The sequence below is a fragment of the Caldicellulosiruptor morganii genome (genome assembly GCF_026810225.1).
In the GTDB taxonomy this organism is placed as follows: Bacteria; Bacillota; Thermoanaerobacteria; order Caldicellulosiruptorales; family Caldicellulosiruptoraceae; genus Caldicellulosiruptor; species Caldicellulosiruptor morganii.
Genome location: NZ_CP113865.1, coordinates 1413841 through 1430392, shown reverse-complemented (window position 1 = coordinate 1430392; position 16552 = coordinate 1413841). Strand labels below are relative to the sequence as shown.

The window sequence follows — 16552 nt, the reverse complement described above, 5'->3', positions numbered from 1 at the left end:
GGAATTTGAAAGATGAGAGTTATCAGTGGACAGAGCAAAGGTAGAAAGTTAAAAAGTTTAAACATTCAAGGTCTGAGGCCAACTTCTGATAGGGTAAAAGAGGCTCTTTTCAATATGATATCTCCTTTTTTGAATGAAGAAGCAAAGGTTGCTGACCTTTTTGCAGGTACCGGAAATGTGGGAATTGAGTTTTTGTCCCGCGGGGTTAAAGAGGTTATATTTGTTGACAGGGACGAAAGATGTGTACAGCTTATAAAAGATAATTTGAAGAATTTAGATTTGCTGAAAAGAGCCAAGGTATACAAAATGGATGTTTTGAGGTTTTTAAGTTCAAAATATTGTCCCGTTTTTGATATTATTTTTTTAGATCCACCTTATAAATCTGGTTATGCAACAGAATGTATAGAGCAGATATTGAAATACAATAAAATATTGCAAAGTGGACTTATAATAGTTGAGTCAAATGTAAACTTTCACTTTGAAGATGTAAGGCTTTCTGTTTTTAGAGAAAGAAAATATGGAGACACAAAGATTACAATTTTCACTTTTGGGGGTAGTCAGATTGAAGATAGGGGTATACCCGGGGAGTTTTGACCCGGTCACAAACGGTCATCTTGATATAATTGAAAGAGCTTCTAAAATTTTTGATAAATTGATTGTTGCGGTACTTGTTAATCCCAACAAGACACCAGTTTTTGACATAGATGAACGTGTTGAGCTTTTAAAAGAGACCACCGAGCATTTGCCCAATGTTGAAGTCAAAGCTTTTAAAGGGCTTTTAATTGATTTTATGAAACAGGAGAATGCAAGGGTAATAGTCAAGGGGCTCAGAGCGGTTTCTGATTTTGAATATGAGTTTCAAATGGCTCTTTTGAACAAAAAATTAGAGCCCTCAATTGAGACAATCTTTATGATGACCAACAGTAAATACTCATATTTAAGCTCAAGTATGGTCAAGGAAGTTGCAAGGTTTGGTGGATGTATAGAAGATCTGGTACCTGAAAAAATTGCCAGGAAAGTTATGAGGAAATTGAATATGAAATATGCTGAAACGGAGGAAAATAAATAATGGGTGAGCTCAGCATTTTAGAACTTTTGGAGAGGATGGAAGAAATAATAGAAAATAGCAAGTCGATTCCATTTACATCAAAGGTTATGGTTGAAAAAGATGAGCTTCTTGATATTATTAAAGAGATAAGGCTTCTTCTTCCACAGGAGCTTTCTCAGGTAAAATGGGCAAAAGAGGAGAGGAAGAAAATTCTGGAAAGAGCACAAAAAGAGGCAGAGGCTATTATAAGTGATGCTGAGAGCAAGGTTAAAGGATTGATTGATGAGACAGAGATTGTCAAAATGGCAGAGAAAAGAGCTGAGGAGATTATCCAGAAGGCAAAAGAGCACGCAAAGGAGTACAGAATTATGGCACAGACATATACAATAGACCTTTTGGAGCAAACTAAAAAGACAATTGAGAATATAGTAAAAGAGCTGAATGATAATATTGATCAAATAAGGCAGAAGAATACATAACCTATAGGCCTGACAGCACTTAAATTTTCTAATTTTAAGATGAAATGAATTTATAATTTTAGAGAACGACTAAAAGCGATGTATCAACTTTTTATGCCCATCAATGATTTACCATTTTGGTTGTTTTTATGATTGAGCGAGAAATTACAATACACATATAAAGTTAAGTAGACATAAAATTATTATGGTAAAATTATATATCGTTATTAAAAAATTATTTCTTTAAAACCTAAATACTGCTATTTAAAATTTTGTTAGTTTCCGGAGGTAGTTATGAAAAAAGTATCGGTTGCTCTTGGTTCTGGAGCAATGAGAGGCTTTGCACATATAGGGGTATTAGAAGTTTTGGAGAAAGAATTTGAATTTGAGGCTTTTTCAGGTTGTAGTATGGGGGCTGTCATAGGTGCTTTCTATTGCTTAGGATATGACTTGAAGTTGATTTATAAAATAGCCAGGGAAATGAGGAATGACGTATTAATAGACTTCAAGATAAAAAAGAATGCTCTTATATCTGGCAAGAATATAGAGGAGATATTAAAGCTATTTTTGAGAGATAAAAAATTTAGTGATTTAAAGTATCCTTTTTATGTTGTAGCAACAGACCTTTTAAAAGGCGAGCAAGTTTTTTTCAGTGAAGGAAATTTATATGAAGCAGTCAGAGCAAGTATATCCATTCCAGGTATTCTCCCGCCTGTAAAATTGGATAATACAATTTTGGTGGATGGGGCGGTTGTTGATAAGGTCCCTGCAAAGGTTTTAAAGGAAAACGGGTACGAGTTTATAATAGGTGTTGACGTTTCTGGAAAAAGTACAACCAAAGAGCCAAAAAATATATTAGAGATGATATTGACTACAATAGATATCATGGGAGAGGAGATTTTCAGGTTGAAACAAAACTATATTGATTATCTTATAAAGATTGACCTTGAAGATATAAATCCTTATACGCTTGCTGATATAGAAATAGCATATCAACGAGGAAAAGAGAAAGCAAAAGAGGAAGTGCCCAGAATAAAGAGATTGATTAATTAAGAGGAAATATAGATTGGCTTTTGTTTATACTCGAGCTGTAAATAATTGTAATAATCTTTGTACATTAGTGCATGAATTTGCGAAGCTCTGATTTCTAATTCAAGCAAATGACTGTGTAAAGTATTTTTTACAACATAACTGTCAAGCTTTGTAATATACTCAATTTTTTCTTTGATGGTGTTGAGAAAAGTTTTCCCTTTATTATTAAAACCAAGTACTCTTATATATGGTTTTTCAGAAAGAAGCTCTTTTTGATTTATTTTACTGTCCACAACAGAATGGATAAATATTCGTTGAAGTCGTGTTAGAGTGTATCTTTTTGTTTTAACTTTTGAAAGAAGGTCCTGAGCACCTTTTGAAGCAGGGAGGAATTTATAAAACCTATTTTCAATTCCTTCTTTTACATCAAGCTGATCGGTCAGGAAATCTTTATCTATCACCCACCTGTAAACAAATATTTTATAAAAATCTTCAATGGTGACAGGTCCTCTTCCACTTTCAATTTCTTCAACCAGAACTTTAAAAGAAGCTTCAGGCATTTTTTCTTTTATAGCTTCCATATTATTTATATTTTTTCTGATTGCGGTTGCCGAACAGAAATTACTTTCTAAGGCTGGGTCATTATAAGAACTTCCTATCCTCTTTATTGTGATTGGTTGTATTTTTGAATTCATCCTCAAAATCCACTTTATATATTCTATCCCGAGTATATTGTTTGGCAAAAATTTCACATTATCATTGTTCATCTTTTTTAATGCAAGCTCACGCGCTTTTGGAAATGAAATTCCTTTCTTTAAATATTCTTTAAGATATTTCCTGAAACTCTCTTCTTCAAAAGCCAGATGCATAGCTATCTTTTTCAAAAGATTTATATCTCCAGCTTCAGAACCAAATACCAGCCAATTCACACCCAGTGTGTCCAGAATGCAAATGCTACCATATGCAAAGATTTCAGCACTGTTGCATGCATATGCGAATGGAAGCTCAAACACAACATCCACGCCATTTAAGAGTGCCATTTTGGTCCGTGCCCATTTGTTTACAATTGCAGGCTCTCCTCTCTGGATGAAATTGCCACTCATTACAGCAACAATAATGTCTGCACCTGTTATTTCTTTTGTTTTTTGTAAATGATACAGGTGTCCATTGTGAAACGGGTTGTATTCAACAATTATTCCGGCAACCTTCAATTTTAATTTCAGCACTCCTTTTTTTTATTTTGAGAAGAAATTCTTAAGAAAATGATACCAGAAAAAATTTTTTCAAACAAGAAAGCTTTTAAGAGTATAATTTTGATGTATGCATTTTAGTTTTATAAAAAGGCTCTGGTTTGACAATAAAGATTTTCATCTGATAAACTATCAAAAAAAGCTATTTTGAAAAACAGGGGGCGAAATTTTAGGTGGATTACTTTTTGACAGATAACCAGAAAATCATAAAAAGATTGGCAAAAAAGATTTCAGATGAGGTCATATCAAAAGTTGCCAGCAAATATGACTGGGAAGGGATTTTTCCAAAAGATATACTGGATTTATTGGCATATACTGAACTTACCGGTGTTTATATTCCCAAGGAATATGGCGGCTTTGGCGGCGGTGTGTTGGAGATGTGTCTCGTTGTTGAAGAACTTTCAAGGAACTGTGCGGGGATAGCTGTGTCATATGCAGCTACTGCCCTGGGTGCATATCCAATAATGCTGTATGGAACAGAAAATCAGAAAAAAAAGTATCTAACAAGAATTGCTAAAGGTGAAGCAATTGCTGCATTTGCGTTAACAGAGGCTGATGCAGGAAGTGATGTAAGCAATATAAAGACAGTAGCCGAGAAGCAGGGAGATTTTTATATCTTAAATGGGAACAAACACTGGATAACAAATGGTGCGGAAGCGGATATATATGTTGTATTTGCAGTTACAGATAAATCAAAGGGTCCGCGAGGTATTTCTGCTTTCATTGTTGAAAAAGGCTATGAAGGTTTTTACTTTGGTAAAAAAGAAGATAAGATGGGAATCAGAGCATCTTCCACTACAGAGCTCATATTTGAAAATTGCAAAGTCCCAAAGGAGAATCTACTGGGCAGAGAAGGCACAGGATTTATTGTTGCAATGAAGACATTTGACAGGACAAGACCGGGTGTTGCAGCAATGGCGGTTGGGATTGCTCAGGGTGCTTATGAGCACGCTCTTAAGTATGCAAGAGAAAGAATACAGTTTGGTCAGCCTCTTACATCTTTTCAGGCTATTCAGCATATGCTTGCTGATATGTACATAAATATCGAGGCTGCAAGATCCCTTTTGTATTCCACATGCAGGATGATTGACAATGGTGCAAAAAACTATACAAAAGAGTCTTCAGCTTGCAAGGTATTTGCATCAGATGTTGCTATGAAAGTGACTGTTGATGCCGTTCAGATTATGGGTGGAAATGGATATGTAAAAGATTATCCGGTTGAGAAGATGATGAGAGATGCAAAAGTAACCCAGATTTTTGAAGGTGCCAATCAGATCCAGAGAAATATTATTGCATCTGAGATTGTAAAAGATTTGTAAAAAAGAGGTGGCAAGTGGTATGAATATTCTGGTTTGTGTAAAACAGATAGTAAATCCAGATAAAATTGAATATGACTCAACTACAAAAACAATAAAGAGAAGTTTGCAGCATTTGATGAACAACCCTGCCGATTTGAATGCGCTTGAGTTTGCCTTGAAGTTAAAAGATATATACCCTGACTCCCAAATATATACACTTAGCATGGGTTCTTTGGAGTGCAGGGAAAAAATAAAAGAGCTTGTTGAACTGGGCGTGGATGATGCAATTTTATTGAGCGATAAAAGACTTGCAGGGTCTGATGCCTCATCTACAGCATATGCACTTTCTTTTGCCATTAAAACTCTGGGGAGGTTTGATTTAATCCTTTGCGGTGAGCATTCGCTTGATGGAGAGACATCTATTGTTCCCCCACAGATTGCTCAGTATTTGGGAATTTGTCACATCGCTTCGGTGGTTGATATAAATCCCAAGGATGAAGGTACTCTTGAGGTTGTAAAGAAGATTGAAAATGTAATGGCAAAATTTGAAGTCAAACTACCAGTATTGCTATCGGTTAAAAAAGATAGTAACTTAGTGAGATTTCCAAAACTGAGTTTCATGATAAGGGCACATTCGTATGAGCCCAAGGTTTTGACTCTGGATGACTTGAAAGACATAGATGTCAAAAAAGTAGGGCTTGAAGGCTCAAAAACGGCTGTGGATGGCTTTGAAGAGGAAATGATGGAAAGCACCAGCTGCAAGATTTATGAGCAGGCAAGTGCAAGCGAGATTGAATGTTTAGCAGATATAATTTTGAAATTAATATAATATATTCTAAAGTTTAGTTTATCAGGGGAGGTTATAAGAAATAAATGGGATATACAATATTTGTACCTGTCATTCCTGTGGAAGATGAATATCAAAATATTAACCCACTTTTGGCCCTTATTGAAAGCCAAATTGCAGAACCCAAGAAGGTAGTGATAGGGATATACTCAAAGAAATTTCCTGATGAAAGTTTTTTTGGCAAGTTAAAGCTTTTTGGTGGCTGTGAAGTTGTGGTTTATACAGATGACAGTTTTTCTTTTTATGAGGGACCATATATTGAAGCAGTTACAAAAAGTGTAGAAGAGATACAACCCCAGATAGTTTTAGCTTTTTCAAATGAATTTACAAAGTCGATCTTGGCAAGTGTAGCGGCTAAATTTTCTTCGGGTTTTGTTGTTGATTGCACTGATATAAAATTTGATGAGTCCTCTGGAAAGCTTATTTTTATAAAACCAGCATACGGTGCAAATATAAATGCAAAAATTTCTGTAAAGGACTCTCCAATTACATTTGTTACAGTCAAGCCGAAAGCTGGTATTGAATGTCTGTATCAAATCAAAAAAGAGTTTGAAATTTCGAAAAAGACAATAAAAATTCAGGAAAAAAGCAGTCATGTGAATTTTATAGAAAAAACTATACAAGAAGATATTGATAACAGACTTGAAAGTGCTAAAATAGTTATTGGTGTTGGACGGGGAATAAAAGATAAAGAGAATCTCAAATATGCATATGAGCTGGCAAGCATTTTAGGTGGTGCTGTGGGTGTTACACGTCCTCTTGTTGATTTGGGATGGGCTTCTAAAGATTTTCAGATTGGACAGAGTGGCAAGATTATTTCCCCAGATATTTATTTTGCATTTGGTATATCAGGTGCGGCTCATCACGTATGTGGAATTGGTAAGCCAAAGCTTTTGATTGCAGTCAATAAGAATAAAGATGCGGAGATATTTAAAATTGCAAACTATGGGATTGTAGCAGATGCCACTCAGACCATAAAATCTTTTATAAGGATATTTAAACAAAGGTTAGAAAACTGTTAAGGTTGTATAGTGGAGGCAGCCGATGAAGAAAAAAGTATTGCTTTCTTTATTGTTAGTTTTTGTTTTGTTGTTTTTAACTTCTTGTTCTTTTTTGGATACGCAAGATAAATTCTGGCAGGATCATTTAAAAGAGTTTTTAGCAAGAGATGTATGTACATTGTTATTTTTAGACGTTGGTCAGGGGGATTGCATATTAATAAAAACTCCCGAAAATAGATTTGTATTGGTAGATTCAGGACCAAACACTGCTGAAAGTACGATATTGAAAGTATTTAATATCTTGGATATAAAAACTTTTGACCTTGTAGTTGCCACACACCCTCATGAAGACCATATTGGCAACATGGACAAAATTATCTCAGAATTTAATGTTAAAAAGTTTTATACTGTAGAAAAGACAGCAAATACTCAGGCATTTGAAAATATGCTCAAAGCTTTGGATAAAAAAAATTTAAAGATAAGTATTGTAAGAGCTTATGACAGAATTTCAATAAATAATGTATTGTTTACTTTTCTGTCTCCACTGAAAGAGTATGAAAATTTGAATGATTCGAGTGCGGTTTTAAAATTAGAGTTTGCAAACAAAAAAGTACTTCTGACAGCTGATATTTCGAAGAATGTAGAATATGATATGCTAAGTGCAAATGAGGATGTTAGCGCTGATATACTGAAAGTTTCTCATCATGGGAGCTATGCTGCAACAAGTAATGAGTTTCTTGAGAAAGTGCATCCCCAGCTTGCCATAATAAGTGTTGGCAAAGACAATCCATACGGACATCCACATAAATCTACACTAAATAGGTTGTATGACCATCACATAAAGGTTTTGACAACCATGGACAATGGTAATATTGCAGTTATAATCTCACCTGATGGAAATGTAAAAGTCTTAACAGAAAAGTAGAAAGGAGAAATAGACCAAATGGTTGAGATTTTGAAAAAAAGAATAAAAGAAATGCTGTTAATCATATTTGTCTTTGTAATACTATCAGTTGCTGTTGTTCAGTTTTTTACAAAGACTCTTTGGACAGCGGAGATAAACCTGAGGCTTGACAACAATCTTTTAAACCCTCTGAGTTTTAATATGACTTCTTATTCTGTTTCAAATATTATCCAGGGGCTTTATTCAAATATGTCCTCTATTGATCTGAACAAAGAATATTTGGAAATGGTTGCACTGAACCCTCCTTTTTTGGACTATGTCACAAGTAGGTATGGAGAAGATGAGAGGTTTGGTGCATTTATTGAGTCCAGGGCTTCTAAAGGTGGCGTTAACTATGTGGTTGTAAAAGCTGTTGCAAACTCTTCTGATGAGGCACAGAAGATGCTTGACGAGTATATGAAAGATTTAAATAGCAGGGTTTTGCTGGATCTGAAAAATAGATCTGAAGCTGCTCAGAAGCTTCTTGATGAGCTTTTAAAGGAGAAGCAGAAGTATGATATGCAAAAATTGACAGCAGCCGAACAGGAACAGTACAGTCAGATTCTTTCAGCCATAAATCTTATCAAGTGGTTTAATGAAAATTATAACAAGGTAATTGATCTAAAAAGTGCTATAGCTGAATATGGCAAAATCAAGATATACGAGTCAGCAGGCAGCAAATTTGAAAAGGCTGTAAGAGTTGTTGCCGGAACCTTTGCAGGAGTTATAGTAGCAATTTTGTATGTAATCCTGAGAGAAAGAAGATATATACTTTCCAAGCTTTGATAAAAAAATACAATAAAAGAATGGAGATGAAAAAAAGATGATACCTCTAATTGATTTAAAACGCCAGTACACAATGCTTTCACATGAAATTATGCATGCTTTGGATGAGGTGTTACAAAGTGGGCAGTATATACTTGGTCCGAAAGTTTTGGAGTTTGAAAAAGAATGCAGTGAATACTTAAATGTCAAGCACTGTATAGGTGTTGGTAACGGAACGGATGCCCTTGTGATAGCACTTGAGAGTCTGGGAATAGGAAATGGTGATGAAGTAATAACAACGCCGTTTACCTTTTTTGCAACAGCAGAAGCTATTGTGAGAGTTGGTGCTAAACCTGTTTTTGTTGATATAGATCCGCTTTCTTATAATATAAATGCTGAGGAGATAGAGAAGAAAATTACTTCCAAAACAAAAGCTATTATTCCTGTGCATATATTTGGTCAGGTATGTGACATGGGTAGAATAGTTGAGATAGCTAAAAATTACAATTTATATATAATAGAAGATGCATGTCAGGCATTTGGAGCAGAATACGAGGGTAAAAAAGCAGGGACAATTGGTGATGTGGGATGTTTTTCCTTCTTTCCAACAAAAAACCTGAGTGGTTTTGGAGATGGGGGTTTGATTGTAACAAACAATGATGAGGTTGCTGAAAGAGCAAGAATGCTTCGCCAGCACGGTTCAAAGAAAAAATACTACAATGAAATTATTGGTTTTAACAGTAGGCTTGATGAAATTCAGGCGGCAATGTTGCTTGTAAAACTCAAATACATAGACCATTGGAACAAAAAAAGAACTGAGATTGCTCAAAAGTATAATCAAGGTTTGAAACTTGAGGGAATAACTCTGCCCGCCAAAGCAAATGATTATGAAAGAGGACATATATACCATTTATACGTTTTACAGCATGAAAAACGTGACTTGATAATTTCATATTTATCCCAAAAAGGAATTTCAACAGGTATATATTATCCGGTGCCGTTACATTTGACAAAAGCATTGCAGTTTTTGGGATATAAAGAAGGTGATTTTAAAGTATCAGAAGAAGTTTCTAAAAAGGCTTTTGCTATTCCTATGTTTCCAGAGCTTACAGATCAAGAGATTGAGTATATAATATCGTCGATAAATGAACTGGGAGGTAAGCTATAATGAATGATGTTGCGAAAGAGTTATTAAAAAAGATTGAGGATAAGACAGCAATAATTGGTGTAGTTGGGCTTGGATATGTTGGACTGCCCCTGGCGGTTGAGAAGGCCAAGGCGGGCTATAAGGTAATTGGCTTTGATATACAGCAAAAAAGAGTTGATATGGTAAATAAGGGGCAGAATTACATTGGAGATGTTGTTGACGGGGAACTTGAACAACTTGTCAGAAAAGGTAGAATCTTTGCCACAACCGATTACAGCAAGATTGCAGAGGTTGATGCTGTGGCTATCTGTGTTCCAACTCCCCTTGACAAATATAAACAGCCAGATATCTCATATGTTGTCAATTCAACAAAGGAGATTGCAAAGTACCTTCACAAAGGTATGCTTGTGGTTCTGGAAAGTACAACATATCCAGGGACAACAGAAGAGGTTGTAAAACCGATCCTTGAGCAAAGCGGGCTTATATGCGGGCAGGATTTTTTCCTTGCATTTTCACCCGAGCGTGTTGACCCGGGAAATAAGATGTACAAGACAAAAAATACACCCAAGGTTGTGGGGGGAGTTACGCCAGTTTGTACTCAGATTGCTGCAAGATTGTATGAAAATGTTTTAGAGAGTGAGGTTTTTAAAGTAAGTTCGCCAAAGGTTGCAGAGATGGAAAAGATTTTAGAGAATACATTCAGGAACATAAATATTGCGCTTGTAAATGAGATGGCTATTTTGTGTGAAAGAATGAATATTGATATCTGGGAAGTGATTGAGGCAGCAAAGACAAAGCCTTATGGCTTTATGGCGTTTTATCCAGGACCTGGTCTTGGTGGACATTGTATACCCATTGATCCATTTTATCTTACCTGGAAGGCACGAGAATATGACTATCATACCAGGCTTATTGAGATTGCCGGTGAGATAAATAACTATATGCCAGAGTATGTTGTTGAAAGGGTTATGAAGATACTGAACAAATTCAAAAAACCACTAAATGGTTCAAAGGTCCTGCTGTTAGGCGTTGCATATAAAAAAGACATAGATGATATCAGAGAATCACCTGCCTTAAAAGTGATTGAAAATTTTGAGAAAGAGAATGCTATTGTAGAATACAATGACCCGTATGTGCCAAGTTTCATCTATAGGGGAAAACAATATGTTTCTGTTGACCTTTCAGCCGAGAGTTTGAGACAATACGACATAGTTGTAATAACAACCGATCATTCCAAATATGACTATCAGTTTATAGTGGAGCATGCAAAACTCATATTTGATACAAGGAATGCAACAAAAGGAATAAAATCTGAAAAGGTGTATAAATTGTGATTTTTGGAGGGCAGAATATGGACAAGCTAAAGGTTTGCTTGGTTGGATGTGGACGAATATCGTTCAAACATGCAGAGGCTTATGCAAACAACTTTGATAGCCTGGAGGTTGTGGGTTTTTGTGACCTTATTGAAGAAAGAGCATTGAGGACCCGGCAAAAATACTATGATCTTTTAAAGGCCAAAGGAATTGAGGTAAAGAGAGAAATTCCAATATACACTGACTATATCAAGATGCTAAAAGAGCAAAACACTGATATAGTTGATATTGCTACATTCAGTGGATCTCATGCTGAACAGGTGCTTGTAGCCCTGGATTTTGACAGGCATGTGATTGTTGAAAAGCCCATGGCGCTCTCTATTGAGGATGCGGACAGGATGATTCAAAAGGCGAGAGAAAAAAGAAAGGTTTTGGCAGTTTGTTTGCAAAATAGGTTCAACAAAAGTGTCCAGAAATTAAAGGCAACAATAGAAAGCGGTAAGTTTGGGAAAATCCTTTATGGTGTTGCAAACATAAGATGGAACAGAAATGACGATTACTACAGACAGGACGCATGGCGAGGAACATGGGAACAGGATGGCGGTGCGCTTATGAACCAGTGTTCACATAATATAGATCTTTTGCAATGGGTTATAAATTCAGATGTTGACGAGATTTATGGAGATATTGAAACATTTTTACGACCAATTGAAGCAGAAGACACGGGCTTTGCATTGTTGAGATTCAGAAATGGAGCACGGGGCATTATAGAAGGCACAACATGTGTTTGGCCGTCTAATTTGGAGGAGACTCTCAGCATTTTTGGTGAAACAGGTACAGCTGTGCTTGGTGGTAAGTCAGTTAATAAGATTGTAGTTTGGCGTGTGCCAGAAGAAGATGAAAAAGAGGTAATAGAAAAATTTGTGGAAAATCCTGATGATGTTTATGGATTTGGGCATATACCTCTTTTTAGGAATGTAATTGAAGCAATAAAAAATGATGGTGACCCGCTTGTAACGGGCGAAGAAGGAAGAAAATCACTTGAGATAATCCTGGGAATATATAAATCTTCAGTGGAAGAAAAGCCTGTTAAACTTCCACTTAAAAATTTTTCAACACTTGATATGAAAATAAAATATAAAAGGCAGATGGATGAAAAATGAGGTATATAAGTGAAAGTGCCAGGATAGGGAATAATGTTGAATTTGGCTATTTTGTGGTGATAGAGGATGATGTTATTATTGGAGATAACTGCAGGATTGGACATAATGTTGTTATAAAAAGAGGAAGTGTGATAGGCAATAATGTGGAGATATCAGATGGGACAATTATAGGTAAGTTTCCTCAAAAAGCTTTTATGAGCAAGACAACAGAGGAGACTAATTTGCCGCCTGCTTTGATAGAAGATGGTGTAAAAATTGGTGCAAATTCTATTATTTACAGAGGCGCGCATATTTGCAAGAACGTATTTATCGCTGACCTGGTAACAGTTAGGGAAAATGTTAAAATAGGAAGCAACACAATTATTGGAAGAGGAGTCAGCATTGAGAATAAGACCAATATTGGAAGTAATTGCAAGATAGAGACAAACGCATACATTACGGCAATTTCAGAAATTGAAGACTGGGCTTTTATTGCACCGGGTGTTGTTACCTCAAATGACAACTTTGCGGGAAGGGGAAAGGACAGGGCAAAGTATTTTAAGGGTGTAACCATAAAACGTGGTGGCAGGATTGGTGCAAATGCTACCATTTTGCCTGGAAAAGTAATTGGTGAAGAAGGGTTTGTAGGAGCTGGTAGTGTGGTAACAAAGGATGTTGCGGCTCGCAAGATAGTGGTGGGGAATCCAGCAAAGGAGCTTAAAGATGTACCGGTTGAACAGCTTCTTGAAAATCAATAAATTTGAAATAGTTTTAAGTATAGTTGGAGTAGTTTTATTTCAGTTTGTCAGGTTTTCCAGTGTACCTTTTTATCTTTTTTTGTTTGGTGCTTTGATTTTGATATTTTATTATTACAAACCAGAATTGAAGCTTGAACCAGTTGATTTAGTACCACTTTTTTATTACATTGTAATGATTACTTTAAGTATGCTTTTTTTTAAAAATGTCATAGACAAAAATAAAGCTATTTTAGGGATGGTGAATGCTTTTCTCATCCCGGCTTTGTTCTATATTGTATTTGTCCTGTATGACAGCAGGTTATTTTGTAAGTTGAAAAAAATATGGGTTTTTGTATTTGTTATTGCGCTTTTGGTTTGTACTGTTGAGTATTCATACTATTTACTGTTCAGATCATACAAAGAAAGAACAATATCAATATTTTTTAATCCAAATACATTTGCATTTTTTTTAGTAATGGTTTATCCTTTCGTGTTGGACCTTTTGAAAAACGAAAGGCAAAAGATGTCAGCCACACTTATAATATTTTTAGAGATTTTGCTAACTGGTTCAAGGACAGGATTTTTGATATATCTCATTGAGTCATTGCTGATTAATATAAGGTTTGTTAGACAGAACATAGTTAAGATTCTGATAGGTTTGAGTGTTATATCTGCGCTATTTTTCCCCAAAATTGCCTATAGAATACCGAAATTTTCTGATATATACAGTGTAAAAAATGCCGTGGGGCAGAGAATCTTTGCTATAGAGTTTGTTTTAAACTATTTTAAACACAGGAGCTTATTTGATGGCATTGGTCCTGCTCAGTTTGAAAGTTTTTTCAAAAGCTTAAAAGCTCCGGGTATTGTAGCTCTTCACTCAGCACATAATTTGTTTTTAAATGTTCTTATAGAGTATGGTATAATAGGATATGGGATGATTGTGTTTTTGGTATATTTTCTTGTCTTTTTTGCTACGTTTAATATGCTTATCTCAAAAAAGGATTCTGATTGGGCAGTGTTTGTTGGATTGATTTGTATCACAGTATTTCAAATGTTCGATATGGCAGAGATAACAAATGTAAGAATGGTGGTTGTAAATTTAATTTATGTTTATTATATGGCTTTGGTTTTACGAAAATTTAAAAGGTGGAGACAAAAGAATGGAAAAGCCATTTAATCTTAAAATAAAAGAAAGATATCTTCCATTTATCATATACCTTGCATTTTTAACTGGTTTTTTTGGCAGTACACTTGCATATCCTCGTTTGAGTTATCTTTTTTTATACAGGATATTTTTGGGTTTGTTGTTTATGCTAATTTTTATAGATATGATTTTAAATGGCGTTGAAATTAAAAAATTTTTAAATTTTTCATCGTATTTTTTAGCTGGCTGGATTGCATATTCGCTGCTCAGTTTTTTATGGGCTCAGGATATAAAAAGTGCTCTTCGCGACCAGGTGTTTTTGACCGGGAATATTCTGGTTATTTTGATTTTTATGTACTATTCAAACTATATCAAATGGAATATACTGGAGAACATTATTTTGTTTTCTTATACCATAAACGTCTTGGTGGGTTACTGGGAGGTTATAACTGATAAGCATCTTTGGACATCCAAAGTTTCTCTATATAATTTGCACAGGACACCATCAACTTTCTTTTCAAACCCGAACGATTTTGCCACTTTTTTGGTGTTATATTTACCATTTATCTTAAATTTTGTTATAAACAAGGGAATATTAGCAAAAAAGGTTACAGCTTTGATTGATATTATATTATCAGTACCTCTTTTAATACTTACTACAAGCAGGGCAAACTATATAGGTTTTGTGTTAGTTTTGACAGTATACTTTTTATTGATTGAAAAATCTGAAAAACGAGAATATTTAAAATATTCATTTGCTGTTTTCTTATTCTTAATAATTCTCATAGGATTTAGATTGGACTTTGGACTTTTTAGCAAAGCAGGACAAATAATTTCTACGCAGCTATTGTCACTTTTTGATTTTTCAGACAGTACTCTTTCATCAAATGTAAGAAGAGAACTTTTGATTGTGTATGGACTTTCATTTTTATATGATTACCTTTTCTTTGGGGTTGGTTCGGGCAATAGTAGAGCCTTGATGGAAAAGGTAAAACAATATACTATAAATGTAGAGCTTCATAATTGGTTTTTGGATGTGCTTGTTTGTTATGGTATTATTGTCTTTGTTTTTTACATAGTTTGGATTTTGTATATAGTATACAAGCTATTACAAATAAAGTGTACAGAAAATAAGTTTAGATTACCCGCTATTTCAATAATTTCTTCAATTGCTGCATTTGGTTTTTCGAGCATTAGTTCATCAAAGATGATAGAAATGAGAATTATGTGGTTTCTGTTCGCACTTGCAGTGTTTATAATATCAAATATTCAAAAAAGCAAGGGAGAGCAAAAAAGTTGAAAAAGGTATTGGTATTGTCATCTGCGCATCCATGGGATGATGAAAGGGTATTTAACAAAATTACAAAAAGTCTTAGCAAAAGATATGAGACAGTTTTGTGTGCTGTTGCAGATGATGATTTTCGGATTGTAGATAATATTAAAATTTATGGTCTAAAAAAATTATCAAGAACAAAGAGGTATAAGAACTATATAAAGATTATAAAAATAGTAAAGAAAGAAAAACCTGATTTGATTCATTTTCATGACCCTGACCTACTGCCTCTGGCTTTGTATTTTAAGCTTATACTCAGAAAAAAAGTGATATATGATGTGCATGAGGATTATTTTTTGGCATTCCGGGACAGGGAGTATTGGCCCAAAATTGTGAAAATTCCTTTTTCTTTTGCATTTAATTTTTTTGAAAAGGGCGTAAGTAAGCTGTTGGATGGCGTGACTGTTGTAACCGAAGATATTTTTAAAAAATTTAACTGCAAAAACAGGGTAATATTAAGGAATTTTCCCACCATTGAGCAGTGGCAGGCAAGAGAGATTTACAATGTTGATGATACAATAAATCTTGTGTATATTGGAAATGTGTCTTATCACAGGGGGATTACACATTTAATTTTGGCAGTAAATCAGCTGCTACAGCTTAACATAAAGTTGGATATTATAGGACCTGCCGAAAGTGCTGAGTATTTTGAAGAGATAAAAAAGTTTGAGAATGAAAAAATAAAGATATGGGGAAGAGTTCCCAAAGGCTACATACCGGAGATTCTGAAAAATGCGCATGTGGGTTTTGTTACTCTGTTGCCACTGAGAAGGTATAAGACATCACTTCCTCTGAAACTATTTGAATATATGGCAGCAGGGATGCCTGTGATTGCTTCAAATTTTGAGCTCTGGAAAGAGATAATTGAAGGTAGTGACTGTGGAATTACCATTGACCCAACTGATGTTATGCAAATTAAAGAAGCAATTTTATATTTTTACGAGAATCGAGATGAAATTATAAAGAAAGGACAAAATGGTTATAAAGCATTTTCTGAAATCTATAACTGGTCAAAAGAGGAGAAAAAACTTTTTGATTTCTACAGAGATATTATGGGACAGTAGCAAAATTTCTTAAAATGGCGGGGAAGGAGA

General features: G+C 34.8%; 17 protein-coding genes. 16 read left to right on the top strand and 1 reads right to left on the bottom strand.

The window, feature by feature from the left end; all coding sequences use genetic code 11:
- Positions 1-12 precede the first annotated feature (12 nt).
- The 4 genes from rsmD to OTK00_RS06995 all read left to right on the top strand — a co-directional run bounded on the left by rsmD (position 13) and on the right by OTK00_RS06995 (position 2559).
- Positions 13-594 carry a 16S rRNA (guanine(966)-N(2))-methyltransferase RsmD gene (gene rsmD / locus OTK00_RS07010; protein WP_045169635.1) on the top strand — a complete coding sequence of 194 codons (582 nt, stop codon included), beginning with the start codon at positions 13-15 and terminating at the stop codon, positions 592-594.
- On the top strand, positions 563-1069 hold the full coding sequence (gene coaD, locus OTK00_RS07005; protein ID WP_045169634.1) for a pantetheine-phosphate adenylyltransferase: 507 nt from the start codon (positions 563-565) through the stop codon (positions 1067-1069). Before rsmD ends, coaD begins: the two co-directional genes overlap by 32 nt.
- The gene (locus tag OTK00_RS07000) at positions 1069-1527 is read left to right on the top strand and encodes an ATPase (protein ID WP_045169633.1); all 459 of its coding nucleotides are present in this window, start codon (positions 1069-1071) and stop codon (positions 1525-1527) included. Before coaD ends, OTK00_RS07000 begins: the two co-directional genes overlap by 1 nt.
- Positions 1528-1800: 273 nt before the next feature.
- Positions 1801-2559, top strand: a complete 759-nt coding sequence (locus OTK00_RS06995; RefSeq protein ID WP_045169632.1) for a patatin-like phospholipase family protein — start codon at positions 1801-1803, stop codon at positions 2557-2559.
- Here the strand turns inward: OTK00_RS06995 and OTK00_RS06990 are convergent.
- Entirely contained in the window at positions 2556-3749 is a 1194-nt protein-coding gene (locus tag OTK00_RS06990) for a nucleotidyltransferase (protein ID WP_045169631.1), read from the bottom strand. The genes OTK00_RS06995 and OTK00_RS06990 overlap by 4 nt on opposite strands.
- Before the next feature lie 212 nt (positions 3750-3961).
- Between OTK00_RS06990 and OTK00_RS06985 the strand changes: the two genes are divergently transcribed.
- Genes OTK00_RS06985 through OTK00_RS06930 form a run of 12 tightly spaced genes read left to right on the top strand, consistent with a single transcriptional unit; the run spans position 3962 to position 16522 of the window.
- The gene (locus OTK00_RS06985) at positions 3962-5107 is read left to right on the top strand and encodes an acyl-CoA dehydrogenase family protein (protein ID WP_045169630.1); all 1146 of its coding nucleotides are present in this window, start codon (positions 3962-3964) and stop codon (positions 5105-5107) included.
- 19 nt (positions 5108-5126) lie between these two features.
- Positions 5127-5915 (top strand): electron transfer flavoprotein subunit beta/FixA family protein, encoded by a 789-nt coding sequence (locus tag OTK00_RS06980; protein ID WP_045169629.1) that lies wholly within the window; start codon positions 5127-5129, stop codon positions 5913-5915.
- 44 nt (positions 5916-5959) lie between these two features.
- Complete coding sequence (locus OTK00_RS06975) at positions 5960-6955, top strand: electron transfer flavoprotein subunit alpha/FixB family protein (protein WP_045169628.1); 996 nt, start codon at positions 5960-5962, stop codon at positions 6953-6955.
- A 22-nt stretch (positions 6956-6977) separates the two neighbouring features.
- Positions 6978-7859, top strand: a complete 882-nt coding sequence (locus OTK00_RS06970; RefSeq protein WP_045169626.1) for a ComEC/Rec2 family competence protein — start codon at positions 6978-6980, stop codon at positions 7857-7859.
- An 18-nt stretch (positions 7860-7877) separates the two neighbouring features.
- Positions 7878-8663 (top strand): LPS biosynthesis protein, encoded by a 786-nt coding sequence (locus OTK00_RS06965; RefSeq protein WP_045169625.1) that lies wholly within the window; start codon positions 7878-7880, stop codon positions 8661-8663.
- A gap of 37 nt (positions 8664-8700) precedes the next feature.
- A complete protein-coding gene (locus tag OTK00_RS06960; RefSeq protein WP_045169624.1) occupies positions 8701-9810 on the top strand; it encodes a DegT/DnrJ/EryC1/StrS family aminotransferase in 1110 nt (369 codons plus the stop codon).
- Positions 9810-11123 (top strand): nucleotide sugar dehydrogenase, encoded by a 1314-nt coding sequence (locus OTK00_RS06955; protein WP_045169623.1) that lies wholly within the window; start codon positions 9810-9812, stop codon positions 11121-11123. The genes OTK00_RS06960 and OTK00_RS06955 overlap by 1 nt, the downstream gene beginning before the upstream one ends.
- Before the next feature lie 17 nt (positions 11124-11140).
- The gene (locus tag OTK00_RS06950; protein ID WP_045169622.1) at positions 11141-12265 is read left to right on the top strand and encodes a Gfo/Idh/MocA family protein; all 1125 of its coding nucleotides are present in this window, start codon (positions 11141-11143) and stop codon (positions 12263-12265) included.
- Positions 12262-13002 (top strand): acyltransferase, encoded by a 741-nt coding sequence (locus tag OTK00_RS06945; RefSeq protein ID WP_045169621.1) that lies wholly within the window; start codon positions 12262-12264, stop codon positions 13000-13002. The genes OTK00_RS06950 and OTK00_RS06945 overlap by 4 nt, the downstream gene beginning before the upstream one ends.
- Positions 12968-14158, top strand: coding sequence for an O-antigen ligase family protein (locus OTK00_RS06940; protein WP_045169620.1), 1191 nt, complete (start codon positions 12968-12970; stop codon positions 14156-14158). The genes OTK00_RS06945 and OTK00_RS06940 overlap by 35 nt, the downstream gene beginning before the upstream one ends.
- Entirely contained in the window at positions 14142-15425 is a 1284-nt protein-coding gene (locus OTK00_RS06935; RefSeq protein WP_045169619.1) for an O-antigen ligase family protein, read from the top strand. The genes OTK00_RS06940 and OTK00_RS06935 overlap by 17 nt, the downstream gene beginning before the upstream one ends.
- Positions 15422-16522 (top strand): glycosyltransferase family 4 protein, encoded by a 1101-nt coding sequence (locus tag OTK00_RS06930; protein ID WP_045169618.1) that lies wholly within the window; start codon positions 15422-15424, stop codon positions 16520-16522. Before OTK00_RS06935 ends, OTK00_RS06930 begins: the two co-directional genes overlap by 4 nt.
- Positions 16523-16552: the final 30 nt, after the last annotated feature.

Bases quoted from the DNA above. Each gene is read 5' to 3' on its own strand.
- rsmD (WP_045169635.1), top strand. From the start codon at position 13: ATGAGAGTTATCAGTGGACAGAGCAAAGGTAGAAAGTTAAAAAGTTTA.
- OTK00_RS07000 (WP_045169633.1), top strand. From the start codon at position 1,069: ATGGGTGAGCTCAGCATTTTAGAACTTTTGGAGAGGATGGAAGAAATA.
- OTK00_RS06995 (WP_045169632.1), top strand. From the start codon at position 1,801: ATGAAAAAAGTATCGGTTGCTCTTGGTTCTGGAGCAATGAGAGGCTTT.
- OTK00_RS06980 (WP_045169629.1), top strand. From the start codon at position 5,127: ATGAATATTCTGGTTTGTGTAAAACAGATAGTAAATCCAGATAAAATT.
- OTK00_RS06975 (WP_045169628.1), top strand. From the start codon at position 5,960: ATGGGATATACAATATTTGTACCTGTCATTCCTGTGGAAGATGAATAT.
- OTK00_RS06970 (WP_045169626.1), top strand. From the start codon at position 6,978: ATGAAGAAAAAAGTATTGCTTTCTTTATTGTTAGTTTTTGTTTTGTTG.
- OTK00_RS06965 (WP_045169625.1), top strand. From the start codon at position 7,878: ATGGTTGAGATTTTGAAAAAAAGAATAAAAGAAATGCTGTTAATCATA.
- OTK00_RS06960 (WP_045169624.1), top strand. From the start codon at position 8,701: ATGATACCTCTAATTGATTTAAAACGCCAGTACACAATGCTTTCACAT.
- OTK00_RS06955 (WP_045169623.1), top strand. From the start codon at position 9,810: ATGAATGATGTTGCGAAAGAGTTATTAAAAAAGATTGAGGATAAGACA.
- OTK00_RS06950 (WP_045169622.1), top strand. From the start codon at position 11,141: ATGGACAAGCTAAAGGTTTGCTTGGTTGGATGTGGACGAATATCGTTC.
- OTK00_RS06945 (WP_045169621.1), top strand. From the start codon at position 12,262: ATGAGGTATATAAGTGAAAGTGCCAGGATAGGGAATAATGTTGAATTT.
- OTK00_RS06940 (WP_045169620.1), top strand. From the start codon at position 12,968: ATGTACCGGTTGAACAGCTTCTTGAAAATCAATAAATTTGAAATAGTT.
- OTK00_RS06935 (WP_045169619.1), top strand. From the start codon at position 14,142: ATGGAAAAGCCATTTAATCTTAAAATAAAAGAAAGATATCTTCCATTT.